The 15,810-nt window shown below is 61.2% G+C and carries 15 protein-coding genes; 8 read left to right on the forward strand and 7 right to left on the reverse strand.

Features of this window, described 5'->3' with window-relative positions:
- Nucleotides 1–25: 25 nt before the first annotated feature.
- Nucleotides 26–652, reverse strand: a complete 627-nt coding sequence (locus tag AC3WP7_RS29360; protein ID WP_102593003.1) for an alanyl-tRNA editing protein — start codon at nucleotides 650–652, stop codon at nucleotides 26–28.
- A gap of 89 nt (nucleotides 653–741) precedes the next feature.
- Between AC3WP7_RS29360 and AC3WP7_RS29365 the strand changes: the two genes are divergently transcribed.
- A complete protein-coding gene (locus tag AC3WP7_RS29365) occupies nucleotides 742–1,686 on the forward strand; it encodes a LysR family transcriptional regulator (RefSeq protein ID WP_102593002.1) in 945 nt (314 codons plus the stop codon).
- Here the strand turns inward: AC3WP7_RS29365 and AC3WP7_RS29370 are convergent, their stop codons facing one another.
- Together AC3WP7_RS29370 and AC3WP7_RS29375 are read right to left on the reverse strand one after the other, a co-directional pair.
- Nucleotides 1,687–2,094 (reverse strand): PA2817 family protein, encoded by a 408-nt coding sequence (locus AC3WP7_RS29370; RefSeq protein ID WP_010211653.1) that lies wholly within the window; start codon nucleotides 2,092–2,094, stop codon nucleotides 1,687–1,689.
- Nucleotides 2,095–2,169: 75 nt separating this feature from the next.
- Nucleotides 2,170–4,617, reverse strand: a complete 2,448-nt coding sequence (locus AC3WP7_RS29375; protein WP_102593001.1) for an acyl-CoA dehydrogenase — start codon at nucleotides 4,615–4,617, stop codon at nucleotides 2,170–2,172.
- A gap of 158 nt (nucleotides 4,618–4,775) precedes the next feature.
- Here AC3WP7_RS29375 and AC3WP7_RS29380 point away from each other — a divergent pair, with 158 nt between their 5' ends.
- The 4 genes from AC3WP7_RS29380 (at nucleotide 4,776) to AC3WP7_RS29395 (ending at nucleotide 7,953) form a co-directional block, all read left to right on the forward strand.
- On the forward strand, nucleotides 4,776–5,435 hold the full coding sequence (locus AC3WP7_RS29380) for a transglutaminase-like domain-containing protein (protein ID WP_102593000.1): 660 nt from the start codon (nucleotides 4,776–4,778) through the stop codon (nucleotides 5,433–5,435).
- A gap of 57 nt (nucleotides 5,436–5,492) precedes the next feature.
- The gene (locus tag AC3WP7_RS29385) at nucleotides 5,493–6,110 is read left to right on the forward strand and encodes a glutathione S-transferase family protein (protein WP_102593013.1); all 618 of its coding nucleotides are present in this window, start codon (nucleotides 5,493–5,495) and stop codon (nucleotides 6,108–6,110) included.
- Nucleotides 6,111–6,244: 134 nt separating this feature from the next.
- Nucleotides 6,245–7,177 (forward strand): ABC transporter ATP-binding protein, encoded by a 933-nt coding sequence (locus AC3WP7_RS29390; protein WP_058427204.1) that lies wholly within the window; start codon nucleotides 6,245–6,247, stop codon nucleotides 7,175–7,177.
- The gene (locus AC3WP7_RS29395; RefSeq protein ID WP_025858807.1) at nucleotides 7,174–7,953 is read left to right on the forward strand and encodes an ABC transporter permease; all 780 of its coding nucleotides are present in this window, start codon (nucleotides 7,174–7,176) and stop codon (nucleotides 7,951–7,953) included. The genes AC3WP7_RS29390 and AC3WP7_RS29395 overlap by 4 nt, the downstream gene beginning before the upstream one ends.
- A 58-nt stretch (nucleotides 7,954–8,011) precedes the next feature.
- Here AC3WP7_RS29395 and AC3WP7_RS29400 read toward each other — a convergent pair whose 3' ends face one another.
- On the reverse strand, nucleotides 8,012–8,551 hold the full coding sequence (locus AC3WP7_RS29400) for a TetR/AcrR family transcriptional regulator (RefSeq protein ID WP_092247969.1): 540 nt from the start codon (nucleotides 8,549–8,551) through the stop codon (nucleotides 8,012–8,014).
- Between the two features lie 91 nt (nucleotides 8,552–8,642).
- Here AC3WP7_RS29400 and AC3WP7_RS29405 point away from each other — a divergent pair, with 91 nt between their 5' ends.
- The 3 genes from AC3WP7_RS29405 (at nucleotide 8,643) to AC3WP7_RS29415 (ending at nucleotide 13,034) form a co-directional block, all read left to right on the forward strand.
- Nucleotides 8,643–9,836 carry an MFS transporter gene (locus AC3WP7_RS29405; protein WP_102592999.1) on the forward strand — a complete coding sequence of 398 codons (1,194 nt, stop codon included), beginning with the start codon at nucleotides 8,643–8,645 and terminating at the stop codon, nucleotides 9,834–9,836.
- A gap of 123 nt (nucleotides 9,837–9,959) precedes the next feature.
- Entirely contained in the window at nucleotides 9,960–11,108 is a 1,149-nt protein-coding gene (locus AC3WP7_RS29410; protein ID WP_102592998.1) for a TDT family transporter, read from the forward strand.
- 57 nt (nucleotides 11,109–11,165) lie between these two features.
- On the forward strand, nucleotides 11,166–13,034 hold the full coding sequence (locus AC3WP7_RS29415) for an MFS transporter (protein ID WP_071492249.1): 1,869 nt from the start codon (nucleotides 11,166–11,168) through the stop codon (nucleotides 13,032–13,034).
- Nucleotides 13,035–13,143: 109 nt separating this feature from the next.
- Here AC3WP7_RS29415 and sugE read toward each other — a convergent pair whose 3' ends face one another.
- The 3 genes from sugE to rdgC all read right to left on the reverse strand — a co-directional run bounded on the left by sugE (nucleotide 13,144) and on the right by rdgC (nucleotide 15,589).
- Nucleotides 13,144–13,458: a quaternary ammonium compound efflux SMR transporter SugE gene (gene sugE / locus AC3WP7_RS29420; protein ID WP_003237114.1), complete on the reverse strand. Its 315-nt coding sequence runs from the start codon at nucleotides 13,456–13,458 to the stop codon at nucleotides 13,144–13,146.
- 106 nt (nucleotides 13,459–13,564) lie between these two features.
- Nucleotides 13,565–14,530: a bile acid:sodium symporter family protein gene (locus AC3WP7_RS29425; protein ID WP_102592997.1), complete on the reverse strand. Its 966-nt coding sequence runs from the start codon at nucleotides 14,528–14,530 to the stop codon at nucleotides 13,565–13,567.
- 138 nt (nucleotides 14,531–14,668) lie between these two features.
- Nucleotides 14,669–15,589, reverse strand: coding sequence for a recombination-associated protein RdgC (gene rdgC / locus AC3WP7_RS29430; protein WP_065901389.1), 921 nt, complete (start codon nucleotides 15,587–15,589; stop codon nucleotides 14,669–14,671).
- Nucleotides 15,590–15,810: the final 221 nt, after the last annotated feature.

The following is a 15,810-nucleotide window of genomic DNA, read 5'->3' on the forward strand; positions in this document are numbered from 1 at the left end:
CGCCACAAGGGTGAATGGGGCTGGTTCAGGTGATTTCGTAGCGTACCGACAACGCGCCCTTTTTCTCCGATAACGCCAGGATGGTGATTTGGCCCAGTTCACCCAAGGTCTGCACATGAGTGCCCCCACAGGCATACGCAGGCAACTGGCCAAAGCCGACCTGGCGGGTACCGTCTTCCAGGTTCATATGGCGCGGGTAGTCCGCAGCGATCCATTGGTTGACCTGTTGCTGGATCGTCTCGGCGTCCATGCTCTGCGCGGCTTCACCACGGATAAAGGTGATCTTGCCTTCGCCTGGCCAGTGATGAGCCTTGATGGGCATCCAGCCCAGGGTCTCGCCCACGTTGCCGATCAAGTGCCCGGCGGAATGCAGACGGGTGTGCAACGCCCGGCGCTGTTCATCGACCCGTGCGGTGGCGGGGCCCGGCGCCAGCGGGCGGTCGACGTAATGCACCACGTGATCGGCTTCCTGGGTCACGCGCAGCACGCTGCTTTCACCGAGCCAACCGGTATCGAAAGGTTGCCCGCCGCCCTGTGGATGAAAAATCGTCGACTGCAGGATCACCGCGAACTGGTCTTCGTGGGGCGTGCAACTCAGCACCTCCAGTTCGGCAGTCAGGTGGTCGTGGGTGAAAAACAGGCGTTCGGTCATGATCTACATCCGCATCAGGGTTCTGCGGGCAGTATAAATAGTGCGCAGATGGGTGATAATCCGCTCAATTATCAATGGACCTGTGCACCATGAGCATCAATCTACCGTTGCCACTGCTGGGCGAGATGGCGATCTTCGTCAAAGTGGTGGAAACCGGCAGCTTCTCCGAAGCCGCCCGGCAACTGGGCGCTTCGCCGTCCTCGGTGAGCCGCAGCATCTCGCGCCTGGAAAAAGCCCTGGCCACGCGTTTGTTGCAACGCACCACGCGCAAATTGCGCCTGAGCGAGGGCGGGGAAGAGGTGTTCAAGCGTTGCCAGGAGATGGTCAACGCGGCGCGTTCGGTGATGGAGATCAGCGGCCAGTTCACCCACGAAGCTGAAGGGCTGGTGCGGGTCAGCGTGCCCAAGGCGGTGGGGCGGTTTGTGGTGCACCCGCATATGCCGGAGTTCCTGCGGCGCTATCCCAAGGTCGACGTGCAGTTGCTCCTGGAGGATCGGCAGGTGGACATGATTGATGACAATGTCGACCTGAGCATCCGCATCACCGACAGCCCGCCGCCGGGGTTGGTTGGCCGGCAGTTACTGCCCATCGAGCATTTGTTGTGCGCGACGCCGCAGTACCTGGCCGAGCATGGAGTGCCGGGCCATCCCCATGATCTGTTGGAACACAGCTGTATTTACCTGGGGGAAACGCCAGGGGACTCGCGCTGGAAATTCCGCCAGGCGGGCAAGGCGGTGACGGTGGTGGTGCGCGGGCGGTATGCGGCGAACCACACCGGGGTGCGGCTGGATGCGGTGTTGCAGCATGTGGGGATTGGCAGCCTGCCGTACTTTACGGCGCGCCATGCGCTGGAGGAGGGGCGTTTGGTGCGGGTGTTGCCGGCGTGGGACTTTATCGCGTCCTATCATGGCGAGGCGTGGTTGCTGCATTCGCCCACGCGCTATCTTCCGCCGAAGTTGCGGGTGTTCATTGATTATCTAGTGGAGTGCATGGCGAAGGAGCCGACATTGCGACGGCCCATTCCGGATCGCTGATCAGTGCTTGCTTTGGTCGTCGGGCATGGCCAGCAGCTGTTTTTCCTGGTTCCAGTCGAACGGTTCGTCGTTCTGTTCGGCTTCGAAGCGGCGCTCTTCCAGGGCCTGGTACAGGTCCAGTTCTTCATCGGGCATGAAGTGCAGGCAGTCACCGCCAAAGAACCACAGCAGGTCGCGTGGCACCAGGTGGGCGATCTGTGGGTAGCGCAGGATGACCTGGCTCATCAGGTCCTGGCCCAGGTACTGGCTTTCGATCGGGTCGATCGGCAGCAGGGCGCGCAGTTCGTCGAAGCGCTCCAGGAACAGGGAATGGCTTTCCTCGGGCACCTGTTCGGCTTCGCCGACGGCAACCAGGATGCTGCGCAAGTGGTCGAGCAAGACGAGATGATCGGCAACGACGTTGGACACGAGATAAGTCCTCTAAAGCAAAAACGGGCGCGAGAGTATATGCCCCTCGCGCCCGTTTTTATATGACCACTCGACTCAGCGGACTTTACCCTCAGCCTGGGTCAACTCTTCCTTGCTGAAGTCATCCACGTCGATCACCTTGCGCCGCGCTGCTTCAGCGTCACGCAGGGTCTGCGCTTCGGCGGGTTGCAGCACGCCGGCGTGCAATGCCGCATCAATGGCATGCTCGCCGGCAGCAGGTTTGACCTGGCCGCTCTTGAGCGCGGTGTGCAGTTTCTTTTGCAGCGGATGGCTGGCGCCCAGCAGGTCGTAGGCATGTTGCAGGGCACCCACCGGGTCTTCCGACGATTGCGGGCGGTAGCAGCCGGCCAGCAACTCTTCCAGGGTCGGGTCGCCTTTGGCGCGGCCGATCACGGCGGCGACTTCGGCGTCCAGCGCATCGGACGGGCCGGTATGGCGGCGCCCGAACGGGAACACGATCACCCGCAGCAGGCAGCCCAGCACCTTGTTCGGGAAGTTGCTCAGCAGCTCATCCAGTGCGCGCTCCGATTCGCCCAGACTTTCTTCCATGGCCCAGGCGAACAGCGGTTCCAGGTGATCCGGCGAATCCAGGTCGTGGTAACGCTTCAGTGCGGCCGACGCCAGGTACATATGACTCAACACATCACCCAGGCGCGCCGACAGGCGTTCACGACGCTTCAACTCGCCACCCAGCAGCATCATGCTCAGGTCGGCCAGCAGTGCGAACGCGGCGGCCTGGCGGTTGAGTGCGCGGAAATAACCCTGGCTCAAACGGTTGCCTGGCGCTTTTTCGAAATGGCCGACGCCGAGGTTGAGCACCAGGGTGCTGGCGGCGTTGCTCACGGCAAAACCGATGTGTTGCATCAGCAGGCTGTCGAATTCCTTCAGCGCCTGGTCATGGTCTTCGCGACCGGCCAGGGCCATTTCCTTGAGCACGAACGGGTGGCAGCGGATCGCGCCCTGGCCGAAGATCATCAGGTTGCGCGACAGGATATTCGCGCCTTCCACGGTGATGAAGATCGGCGCGCCTTGCCAGTTGCGGCCCAGGTAGTTGTTCGGGCCCATGATGATGCCCTTGCCGCCGTGCACGTCCATAGCGTGGCTGATGCACTCGCGGCCGCGCTCGGTGAGGTGGTACTTGAGGATCGCCGACAGTACCGACGGTTTTTCCCCCAGGTCCACCGCATTGGCGGTCAGCATGCGCGCGCTGTCCATCAGCCAGGCGTTGCCGCCGATGCGGGCGAGGGCTTCCTGGATACCTTCGAAGGCCGACAGTGGCACGTTGAATTGTTCGCGCACCTGGGCGTACTGGCCGGTCACCAGGCTGGTGAACTTGGCCGCGCCGGTGCCGACCGCCGGCAGGGAAATCGAACGACCCACGGAGAGGCAGTTCATCAACATCATCCAGCCCTTGCCGAGCATTTCCTGGCCGCCGATCAGGAACTCCAGGGGTATGAACACGTCCTTGCCGGAGTTGGGGCCGTTCATGAACGCGGCGCCCAGGGGCAGGTGGCGCCGGCCGATTTCCACGCCGGGAGTGTCAGTGGGGATCAGCGCCAGGCTGATGCCCAGGTCTTCCTCGTCACCCAGCAGGTGATCCGGGTCATGGGCCTTGAAGGCCAGCCCGAGCAAGGTCGCAACCGGGCCAAGGGTGATGTAGCGTTTTTCCCAGTTCAGGCGCAGGCCGAGGGTTTCCTTGCCTTCCCATTCACCTTTGCAGATCACGCCGGTGTCGGGCATCGCGCCAGCATCGGAGCCGGCCAGCGGGCCAGTCAACGCGAAGCACGGGATATCATCGCCACGCGCCAGGCGCGGCAGGTAGTAGTTGCGTTGTTCTTCGGTGCCATAGTGCAACAGCAGCTCGGCCGGGCCGAGGGAGTTGGGCACCATCACGGTGGAGGCCAGGTCGCCGCTACGGGTGGCGAGCTTCATTGCGACCTGGGAGTGGGCATAGGCGGAGAATCCCTTGCCACCGTATTCCTTGGGAATGATCAAGGCGAAGAAACCGTGGGTCTTGATGTGTTCCCAGGCGGCGGGCGGCAGGTCCATTGCCTGGCCGATTTCCCAGTCGCTGACCATGGCGCACAGTTCTTCGGTGGGGCCGTCGATGAAGGCCTGTTCTTCTTCGGTCAGTCGGGCCTTGGGATAGGCCAGCAACTTGTCCCAGTCGGGGCGACCGCTGAACAGCTCGCCGTCCCACCACACGGTGCCGGCGTCGATGGCGTCGCGCTCGGTCTCGGACATCGGCGGCAGGACTTTCTGGAACCAATTGAACAGTGGCTTGGTGAAGTATTGGCGGCGCAGGTCAGGCAACAGCAGGGGCGCGGCCACCACGGCGATCAACACCCAGAAGATCAGCAGCAGCCAACCCGGTGCGTGGCCCCAGGCGCCCATAGCCAGCAGGTAGACGGCGACCACGCCCAGGGCGGGCAGGGGGGCGACGCGGCGGTGTGCGAGGTAGGCAATGCCGACCACCAGCACCAGTATCCACAACAACAGCATATTCAATCCTCCGTGAAACCAGGGGCGAAACCACCAGGGAGCTTAGTCGGCATCCGAACAAGCGGGGTGATCAGGGTGTAACGAGATTTGGCCGATTCGTCGTTATCGCCGTGGCAGACCTGTCGTTAAACTCCAGGCTTCCTTCGGAGATAAAGCTCATGGATACGTACCTGAGTCCCAGCCGCTTCATCGATAGTGACCACCCTGCGGTGGTGGAGTTCGCCGAAAAACATCGCGGAACCCACGCGGCTCCAAGTGACCAGGCAGTCAGCCTTTACTACGCCGTGCGTGAGGCGATTCGCTACAACCCCTACACCTTCAGCCGTGATCCAGGCACCTTGAGTGCCAGCTTCGCGTTGAGCACCGGCGAAAGCTATTGCGTGCCCAAGGCCACCTTGCTCGCAGCTTGCGCCCGACACTGCGGCATCCCGGCGCGCATCGGCCTGGCGGATGTACGCAATCACCTGTCGACACCGCGCCTGATCGCCTTGCTCAAGAGTGATGTGTTCGCCATGCACGGTTACACCGAGCTTTACCTGAACCATCGCTGGGTCAAGGCCACGCCCGCATTCAACCAGCAGCTGTGCGATCTCTTCGATGTGCCGCCGCTGGACTTCGATGGCATTCACGACAGCGTCTTCCATGCGTTCAACCGCCAGGGCCTGCGCTCGATGGAGTATGTGGTCGACCATGGGCAATTTCCCGACGTGCCCGAGGCGTTTTTCTTCGCGCATATCCAGCAGTGTTACCCCCACCTGTTTGCCGAGGACATGCCGCCCCTGCTGGGTGATATGCAGAGCGATTTGAGCCGCGCGTGAACCGGCGTATGCTGCTGCCTTCATCAAGCCATGTTCATCAACAATAAAGGCGCGGTCATGCTGAAGATCTGGGGTCGTAAAAATTCATCAAACGTCAGGAAGGCACTGTGGTGCGCCGAGGAACTCGGCCTGGACTATGAAGCAATTGATGCGGGCGGGGCTTTTGGCGTGGTCGACACGCCGCAGTACCGCGCGCTGAACCCCAACGGTCGGGTGCCGATGATCGAGGACGGCGACTTTGTGCTGTGGGAGTCCAACACCATCGTGCGCTACCTCTGCGCCAGGCAGGCCTCCAGCTGGTACCCGAGCGACCTGAAGGCTCGCGCCATTGCGGAAAAGTGGATGGACTGGACCACCTCCACCTTCGCCGAACCGTTCAAGATCGTGTTCTGGGGCGTGTTGCGCACCCCGGCGGAAAAACAGAACTGGGACAACATCCACGCCGGTCGCCAGGCCTGCATCGATGTACTCCAAACCGTTGATCAAGCCCTGGCCACACAGCCGTATCTGTCGGGCAACGAGATCGGCATGGGCGATATTCCGTTGGGCAGCTTTATCTACGCCTGGTTTGAAATGCCTATCGAACGGCCTGCGATGCCCCATCTGGAGGCGTGGTACCAGCGCCTGCAGCAGCGCCCGGCCTACCGCAAAGCGGTCATGACCGCGTTGACTTAATACCCACTATTAATACGGGTGACTGTACTTGTGCGGCGCGGGCAAGCACCATGCTTGTCATGCGCCGCCGTTGAACTACCTGGGCTGCGCCCCCATCTACTCTTTCTATTCCCTTCTTTGGTGCGTATTCCGATATGAGTTCCGCTCTGTCCATCCGGCAGCTAACCAAAACCTACGGCAACGGTTTCCAGGCCCTGAGTGGTATCGATCTGGACGTAGCCGAAGGTGACTTCTTCGCCTTGCTCGGCCCCAACGGTGCCGGCAAATCCACCACCATCGGTATCCTCTCCACCCTGGTCAACAAGACCAGCGGCACGGTGAATATCTTCGGCCACGACCTGGACAAATCCCCGGCGGCGCTCAAGCGCTCCATCGGCGTGGTGCCCCAGGAATTCAACTTCAACCAGTTCGAAAAGACCTTCGATATCGTGGTGACCCAGGCGGGCTACTATGGCATCCCGGCGAAAATCGCCAAGGAACGCGCCGAGCAGTACCTGACCCAGCTGGGCCTGTGGGACAAGCGCGATGTGCCTTCGCGTTCACTCTCCGGTGGCATGAAGCGTCGCCTGATGATCGCCCGCGCACTGGTGCATGAACCGCGCCTGCTGATCCTCGATGAGCCCACTGCGGGCGTGGACATCGAGCTGCGCCGTTCAATGTGGACCTTCCTCACCGAGCTGAACGAGAAGGGCATCACCATCATCCTCACCACCCATTACCTGGAAGAGGCTGAGCAACTGTGCCGCAACATCGGCATCATCGACCACGGCACCATCGTCGAGAACACCAGCATGCGCAACCTGCTGGGCCAGCTGCATGTGGAGACCTTCTTGCTCGACCTGAAGAACAACCTGTCGGTGGCGCCACAGTTGCTCGGCTACCCGAGCCGCCTGGTGGACAGCCACACCCTGGAAGTGCAGGTGGACAAGGCCGTGGGCATCACCGCGTTGTTCACGCAGTTGGCGACCCAGAACATCGAAGTACTGAGCCTGCGTAATAAAACCAATCGCCTTGAGGAGCTGTTCGTGTCCCTGGTGGAGAAAAATCTGACGAAGGTGGCGGTATGAGTTCCGAACTGCAACCCAACCTTGTCGCACTGCAAACCATCGTCTACCGCGAAGTGAAGCGCTTTACCCGGATCTGGCCGCAGACCCTGCTGCCGCCAGCGATCACTATGGTCCTTTACTTCGTGATCTTCGGGAACCTGATCGGCCGGCAGATCGGCGACATGGGTGGCTTCACCTACATGGAGTACATCGTGCCGGGCCTGATCATGATGTCGGTGATCACCAACTCCTACGGCAACGTGGTCTCGAGTTTTTTCGGCAGCAAGTTCCAGCGTTCCATCGAGGAACTGATGGTGTCGCCGGTGTCGCCCCATACCATCCTGATCGGCTACACCCTGGGCGGCGTGCTGCGGGGCCTGATGGTCGGCGTGATCGTGACTTTGCTGTCGCTGTTCTTCACCCACCTGCAGGTGCATCACCTTGGGGTCACCATCCTGGTGGTGGTACTGACGGCGACGATCTTCTCGCTGCTGGGCTTCATCAACGCGGTGTTTGCGCGCAACTTCGATGATATCTCGATCATCCCGACCTTCGTGCTCACGCCGCTGACCTACCTGGGCGGGGTGTTCTACTCCATCACCTTGCTGCCGCCGTTCTGGCAGACCGTGTCGCTGGCCAACCCGGTGCTGCACATGGTCAACGCCTTCCGCTACGGCATTTTGGGTGTGTCGGATATCAAGATCAGCGTGGCGATCACGTTCATGTTGATTGCCACCGTGGTGCTGTATATCGGTTGTGCACGGTTGCTGGTGAGTGGGCGCGGGATGCGTACGTAAACGCGGTCAAAAATGTGGGAGGGGGTTTACCCCCTCCCACATTTGTATTTGAGTAATGTCAGGCTTTCAGTGCCAGTTCGATCAGCCCGTGCAGCTCTTCAACCGTCAGCGGCGCGTTCGAGAACAGAATGCGAAACACCGTCGGCGCTGCGATCAGGTTGATCAGATGGTCCACGTTCGGTGGCATCTCGTCCGGATAGCGCTCGATAATCGCCTGGAACTGCCCGCTCAGAATGCTCACGCAGTACCCCGGCGTGATCAAGCACTGCAAGTCGCGCATCATGTTGCGACCCGGTTCCGAACTCATTTCATCCAGGTACTGCTCGGCCCAGGCCTGCAGGTCGCCGCGCAGGCTGCCGGTGTTGGCCGGCTCGCTGTCGGGGCGCATGCGTGCCAGTGCCACGTCCGCCAACAGCACGGACAGATCGCCCCAGCGTCGGTAGATGGTGGAGGGCGTAACCCCCGCGCGCGCCGCAATCATCGGCACGGTGACGCTGGAGCGCTCATGGGTTTCCAGCAGTTCGCGCACCGCGTTGTGCACTGATTCTTGGACCCGGGCACTGCGGCCCCCCGGGCGAAGGCCTTCTTTAATCGCCATGCTGGTGACCTTAACACAAAGAATTTGCTTTAAGCGTTGGCCGGTAGCACACTCCGCAAAAGCAAAATATTAGCTTTAGCGGAGCGTGCGTATGTCCAGTCCTGTTTCCCATCGTTCCAGCCTGGTGTTCCTCGCGATCACCTTGCTGACCTTCCTGGCCGCTTCGAGTGCGCCGACGCCGTTGTACCACCTGTATCAGGAGGGCCTGCATTTTTCGGCAGGCATGCTCACGCTGATCTTCGGGGTCTACGCCCTGAGCCTGCTGGCGGCACTGCTGACCGTTGGCTCATTGTCGGACCACCTGGGGCGCAAGCCGGTGATTTTCGCCGCGCTGCTTCTGAATATGTTGGCGATGTTGCTGTTTATCAATGAAGGCAGCGTGGTCTGGTTGATTGCCGCCCGTACCCTGCAAGGGTTTGCCACCGGCATGGCCACCGCCGTGCTGGGCGCGGCATTGCTCGACACCGACCGCCAGCAGGGCCCGCTGGTCAACAGCGTGGCGCCGCTTCTGGGCATGGCCTGCGGGGCGATGGGTAGCAGTCTGCTGGTGGAGTACGCGCCGTTGCCGACCCAGTTGATCTACTGGGCGCTGCTGGCCTTGATGCTGTTGCAGGCCCTCTACGTATGGCGTTTGCCGGAGACCGTGAGCCGTATCCCCGGCGCACTGGCGTCGCTGCGCCCGACGTTGCACGTACCGCCCCAGGCGCGCCGGGCATTGTGGCTGTCGTTGCCGGTGGATATCGCCGTCTGGGCAATGGGCGGGTTCTACCTGTCCCTTGCGCCATCGCTGGTGCGTGCGGCCACCGGCTCCACTTCAAACCTGATCGGTGGCGGCCTGGTGGCCGTGCTGACCCTGAGCGGCGCACTGATGATCTTTACCCTGCGCAATCGTGCGGCCGACAAGGTGCTGCGTCTGGGCGCCGGCTTGCTCGCCATCGGCGTGACGCTGATCCTCACCGCCGTGCACAGCGCCAGCCTGGCACTGTTCTTCATCGCTACCCTGATCGCCGGCAGCGGCTTTGGTGCGGGTTTTCTCGGCGCCTTGCGCAGTGTGGTGCCACTGGCCTTGCCCCATGAACGTGCGGGGCTGATGTCGGCGTTTTATGTGCTGAGCTACCTGGCGTTCTGTTTGCCTTCATTGCTGGCAGGCAACCTGATTCGCAGCGTTGGCCTGATCGCCACCACCGACGGCTACGGCGCGGTCCTCATCCTGCTGGCGCTCGGCGCACTCGTCGCATTGTTGTGGCAGGATTCAGCGCGGGTGCGGGTGACCACGGACAGCTGACGGTAATGGTTACTGCGCATATATTGGTAAAACAGATAACAGTTAGAGATATTACCCGTTATATAGATATTCGATCAGGTTCTATGATGGCCTCAACCTCATACGAGAAAGAGGCACGCCATCATGCCCTGCACGAATACCCTCAGCTACAAACCCTTCAGTCACCTGGCCCGTCCACGGGAAGTGATTCGCCAGTTCACCCCCAACTGGTTCGCCGCGACCATGGGCACCGGCGTACTGGCGCTGGCCCTGGCGCAACTGCCGGTCAACCTGCCAGGTTTGCACGCCATCGCCGAAGCGCTGTGGTTGTTCACCATCGGCCTGTTCGTGTTGTTCAGCGTGCTGTATGCGGCCCGTTGGGTAATGTTCTTCCAAGAGGCGCGGCGGATTTTCGGGCACTCCACGGTGTCGATGTTCTTCGGCACGATTCCCATGGGCCTTGCGACGATTCTCAATGGTTTGCTGCTGTTCGGCTTGCCGCGTTGGGGCAGCGACGTGATACCGCTGGCCGAAGCCTTGTGGTGGCTGGACGTGGCCATGGCCATGGCCTGTGGCGTACTCATCCCGTTCATGATGTTCACCCGCCAGGAACACAGCATCGACCAGATGACCGCCGTGTGGCTGCTGCCCGTGGTTGCCGCCGAAGTCGCTGCCGCCAGCGGTGGCCTGCTGGCGCCGCACTTGGCAGATGCGCATTCGCAACTGGTGATGCTGGTGACCAGCTACGTGCTGTGGGCGTTTTCGCTGCCGGTGGCGTTCAGCATCCTGACCATCCTGATGCTGCGCATGGCCTTGCATAAACTGCCCCACGCCAATATGGCCGCGTCGAGCTGGCTGGCCCTGGGGCCTATCGGCACCGGTGCCCTTGGCATGTTGCTGCTGGGCGGCGATGCGCCGGCGATCTTCGCGGCCAACGGTTTGCCGGGCGTGGGTGAAATGGCCAACGGCCTGGGGCTGGTGGCCGGTATTACCCTGTGGGGCTTCGGCCTGTGGTGGATGCTGATCGCAGTGTTGATCACCCTGCGTTATCTGCGCGCAGGCATCCCGTTCAACCTGGGCTGGTGGGGCTTCACCTTCCCGTTGGGGGTGTACGCGCTGGCCACGTTGAAGTTGGCGAGCCTGTTGCACCTGGGTTTCTTCAGCGTCTTCGGCAGTGTGCTGGTGATGGCGCTGGCGCTGATGTGGCTGATCGTCGCCAAGCGCACGGTGCAGGGTGCCTATAAAGGTGAGCTTTTTGTTTCGCCGTGCATTGCGGGACTAGGGAATAAGTAAGCGGAGTTAGGTAAAGTCGTGGCCTGATAACTATTAGGCCACGCAGGAACACGGACGATGAGCCACCCCTCGCAATTCACCTTGCTGCGCACACGGCGTTTCCTGCCGTTTTTCATCACCCAGTTGCTGGGCGCGTTCAACGACAACATCTTCAAGCAATCGCTGATCCTCGCCATTCTCTACAAGCTCACCATCGACGGCGACCGTTCCATCTGGGTCAACCTCTGCGCCTTGCTGTTTATCCTGCCGTTCTTCCTGTTCTCGGCGCTGGCCGGGCAGTTTGGCGAGAAATTCAACAAGGACGCGTTGATCCGCGCGATCAAGATCGGCGAGATCGTGATCATGGCCGTGGGCGCCACCGGTTTCCTGTTCAATCACTTGGAATTGATGCTGCTGGCACTGTTTGCCATGGGGACCCACTCGGCGCTGTTCGGGCCGGTGAAGTACTCGATCATGCCCCAGGCCCTGCATGAAGATGAGCTGGTGGGCGGCAACGGCCTGGTGGAAATGGGCACGTTCCTGGCGATCCTGGCCGGCACCATTGGCGCCGGGATCATGATGTCGTCCACCCATTATGCGCCGGTGGTGGCAGCGGCGATTGTCGGCGTGGCGGTGTTGGGTTACCTGGCCAGTCGCAGTATTCCCCGGGCGGCGGCGTCGACCCCGGGGTTGCGCCTGAACTGGAACATTTTCAGCGAATCCTGGGCCACCCTGCGCCTGGGCCTGGGGCAGACGCCGGCCGTTTCGCGTTCCATTGTCGGCAACTCGTGGTTCTGGTTTGTCGGTGCGATCTACCTGACGCAGATCCCGGCCTACGCCAAGGAATGGTTGTACGGCGACGAGACCGTGGTGACGCTGATCCTGACGGTGTTCTCTGTCGGCATCGCACTGGGCTCGATGCTTTGCGAAAAGCTTTCCGGGCGCAAGGTGGAAATCGGCCTGGTGCCGTTCGGTTCATTCGGCCTGACGGTGTTCGGCCTGTTGCTGTGGTGGCACTCCGGCGGCTTCCCGCAGAACGTGCAGGCCAACGACTGGCTCGCCGTGCTCAGCTACGGCCAGGCCTGGTGGGTGTTGTTCGATATCCTCGGTTTGGGCGTGTTCGGCGGCTTCTATATCGTGCCGCTGTATGCGCTGATCCAGTCGCGCACCGCCGAGAACGAACGCGCGCGCGTCATCGCCGCCAACAACATTCTCAATGCGCTGTTCATGGTGGTTTCGGCAATCGTGTCGATCCTGCTGCTCAGCGTCGCCAAGCTGTCGATTCCCGAGCTGTTCCTGGTGGTATCGTTGCTCAACATCGCGGTCAACGCCTACATCTTCAAGATCGTCCCCGAGTTCACCATGCGTTTCATGATCTGGCTGCTCAGTCATTCCATGTACCGTGTGGAGCATCGCAACCTGGAGGCGATTCCGGATGAAGGCGCGGCGTTGCTGGTGTGCAACCATGTGTCGTTCGTCGATGCGCTGTTGATTGGCGGCGCGGTGCGTCGGCCGATTCGCTTTGTCATGTACTACAAGATCTACCGCTTGCCGGTGCTCAACTTTATCTTTCGTACCGCCGGGGCGATTCCGATTGCGGGGCGTCACGAAGATATCCAGATCTACGAAAAGGCCTTCACGCGGATTGCGCAGTACCTGAAGGAAGGGGAATTGGTGTGCATCTTCCCGGAGGGCAAGTTGACCGCCGATGGCGAGATGAACGAATTCCGCGGTGGTGTGACGCGCATCCTGGAAGAGACGGCGGTGCCGGTGATTCCGATGGCGTTGCAGGGGTTGTGGGGGAGTTTTTTCAGCCGCGATCCGAACAAGGGCTTCTTTCATCGGATCTGGTCGCGAGTGGTGTTGGTGGCGGGGGAGCCGGTGGAGGGGCCGACGCCTGCGAGGTTGCAGGAAGTGGTAGGCGGGTTGCGGGGGAGTGTCAGGTAGTTTTGGTTTTGGCTGTACCGGCCCTATCGGGGGCAAGCCCCCTCCCACCTTTGATGTGTGAACACAGTCAACATGTGGGAGGGGGCTTGCCCCCGATGAGGATAGTGGTTCAGGTGCTGATCTTGAGGCCAATCAGCCCGCAGATGATCAACGCCACACTGGCCAAGCGGAACAACGCCATGGACTCGCCAAACAGGATAATCCCCGCAATCACAGTGCCCACGGCACCCACACCGGTCCAGATCGCATAGGCGGTGCCCAGCGGCAGTTCCTTCATGGCCAGCCCCAGCAGACCGAGGCTGATGGCCATGGCGGCAATCGTCAGGGCGGTGGGCAACGGCTTGCTGAAACCGTCGGTGTACTTCAGGCCGACGGCCCAGCCGACTTCGAACAACCCGGCAAAGAACAGAATGATCCAGGACATGGTGATTCCCCTTCTATAGATGGGGTCGTCCCCGGATTCTGCGCTATGGAGCGTCGCAGGGTCGTCCCCGCGAAGCTCGGTAGAGTGCCGAAAAGTGCCCGGCTGATCAAGTTTGCGGCGTGTTCTCCAGCACGCGACGGTCTTCCTTTTCGCTCATGCGGCGGAAGTAGGTCGACAGCAACGCCCCGGAAATATTGTGCCAGACGCTGAACAGTGCACTGGGCACAGCCGCCAACGGCGAAAAATGCGCACTGGCCAGCGCGGCGCCCAGCCCGGAGTTCTGCATGCCCACTTCCAGCGCCAGCGACTTGCGCTGTGCCAACGGCAACTTGAACACACGGCCGGTGAAGTAACCCAGCAGGTAACCGAAGCTGTTGTGCAGCATCACCACCGCCATGATCAGCAGGCCCGACTCGGCGATCTTCGCCTGGCTGGCGGCAACCACCGCCGCGACGATGATCACGATGCTCACCACCGACACCAGTGGCAGCACGTCGACCGCATGGCGGACCCTCTCACCGAGCAGGCGTTGCGCCAGTACGCCGAGCACGATCGGCAGCAGCACCACTTGCAGGATCGACCAGAACAACTCCATGAACGACACCGGCAGCCAGGCCGACGCCAGCAGCCAGATCAATGCTGGCGTCAGCAGTGGGGCGAGGAGGGTGGTGACGGCGGCGATGGCCACCGACAACGCCAGGTCGCCACGGGCCAGCCAGGTCATTACGTTGGACGATGTGCCGCTTGGGCAGCAACCGACGAGGATCACGCCGACGGCAATTTCCGGTGGCAGGTGGAAGGCCTGGCACAGCAGCCATGCCACACCCGGCATGATCACAAAGTGCGCGACCACGCCCAGGGCGACGCGCCAGGGATGGCGGGCGACCTCGGCGAAGTCATCGAGTTTGAGGGTCAGCCCCATGCCGAACATCACCAGGCCCAGCAGAGGGACGATGGCGCTTTTCAGGCCGATGAACCAACCAGGTTCGAGGAAAGCGACGACGGCGAAAATCAGCACCCAATAGGCGAAGGTATTGCCGACGAAGCGGCTCAAGGCGGCGAGAGCGCGCATGGGATGTCCTTTTTTGTTGGTTTCGATCAAATGTGGGAGGGGGCTTGCCCCCGATTGCAGTCTGTCAGTCATAGGTGTTTTAACTGACAGAATGCTATCGGGGGCAAGCCCCCTCCCACATTTTGAATTTCACACGGTTTAGATACCCTGCGGGGTCTCTTCACCGCCCAGTGCTTCAACCAGCGCCGGCAGGAAGTCGCCGAACGTCAGCATCATCAGGGTAAAGCTTGCGTCCAGCTGGCCCAGGGCTTCTTCACCGCCGTCCTGTTCCGCCTGGTCTTGCAGCAGGTCTTCGAACTTCAGGCGCTTGACAGTCATCTTGTCGTCGAGCATGAAGGACAGCTTGTCCTGCCAGGCCAGGGACAGTTGGGTCACGACTTTGCCGGTGGTCAGGTGCAGCTGGATCTCTTCGCCGGTCAGGTCCTGGCGCTTGCAGCGCACGATGCCGCCGTCTTCGTGGGTGTCGCGCAGTTCGCACTCGTCGAGGACGAAGAAGTCATCGGCCGGCTTCTGAGTGGTGACCCAGTCGGTCATGATCGCCGTCGGTGCCGTTTTCACGGTCAACGGGCGAACCGGCAGGGTGCCGATCACTTCACGCAGGGTCGACAGCAGGTCTTCGGCGCGTTTCGGGCTGGCGGAGTTGACCAGGATCAGGCCCTGCTTTGGCGCGATGGCGGCGAAGGTCGACGAACGACGGATGAAGGCGCGGGGCAGGAAGGCCTGGATGATTTCATCCTTGATCTGGTCGCGTTCCTTCTTGTAGACCTTGCGCATTTGCTCGGCCTCGATCTCTTCGACTTTCTCTTTAAGTGCGTCACGCACCACGCTGCCCGGCAGGATACGTTCTTCCTTGCGCGCGGCGATCAGCAGGAAGTCGCCGCTGACGTGAACCAGGGGAGCGTCTTCACCTTTACCAAACGGCGCGACGAAACCGTAAGTGGTCAACTCCTGGCTGGCACAAGGGCGCGCCAGCTTGGTGGCCATGGCCGCTTCCAACGCCTCGGCATCAACAGGCAGATCTTGGGTCAGGCGATAGATAAGCAGGTTCTTGAACCACATGGGGTGAGTCTCTCCTTTATACAAAGGGTGGCATTATTCTCTTGATAACGTCCCAGGCCAACCCTGCCTAAGCCATTGGAAGCTATCAAAAAAAAGATTTAAGAAAGTGCTTGCCAGACTTAAGGTCGCTCCGTAGAATGCGCGCCACACCGAAACGAAGGGTGATTAGCTCAGCTGGGAGAGCGTCTGCCTTACAAGCAGAATGTCGGCGGTTCGATCCC

This window comes from Pseudomonas sp. FW305-3-2-15-C-LB1 (genome assembly GCF_058787615.1).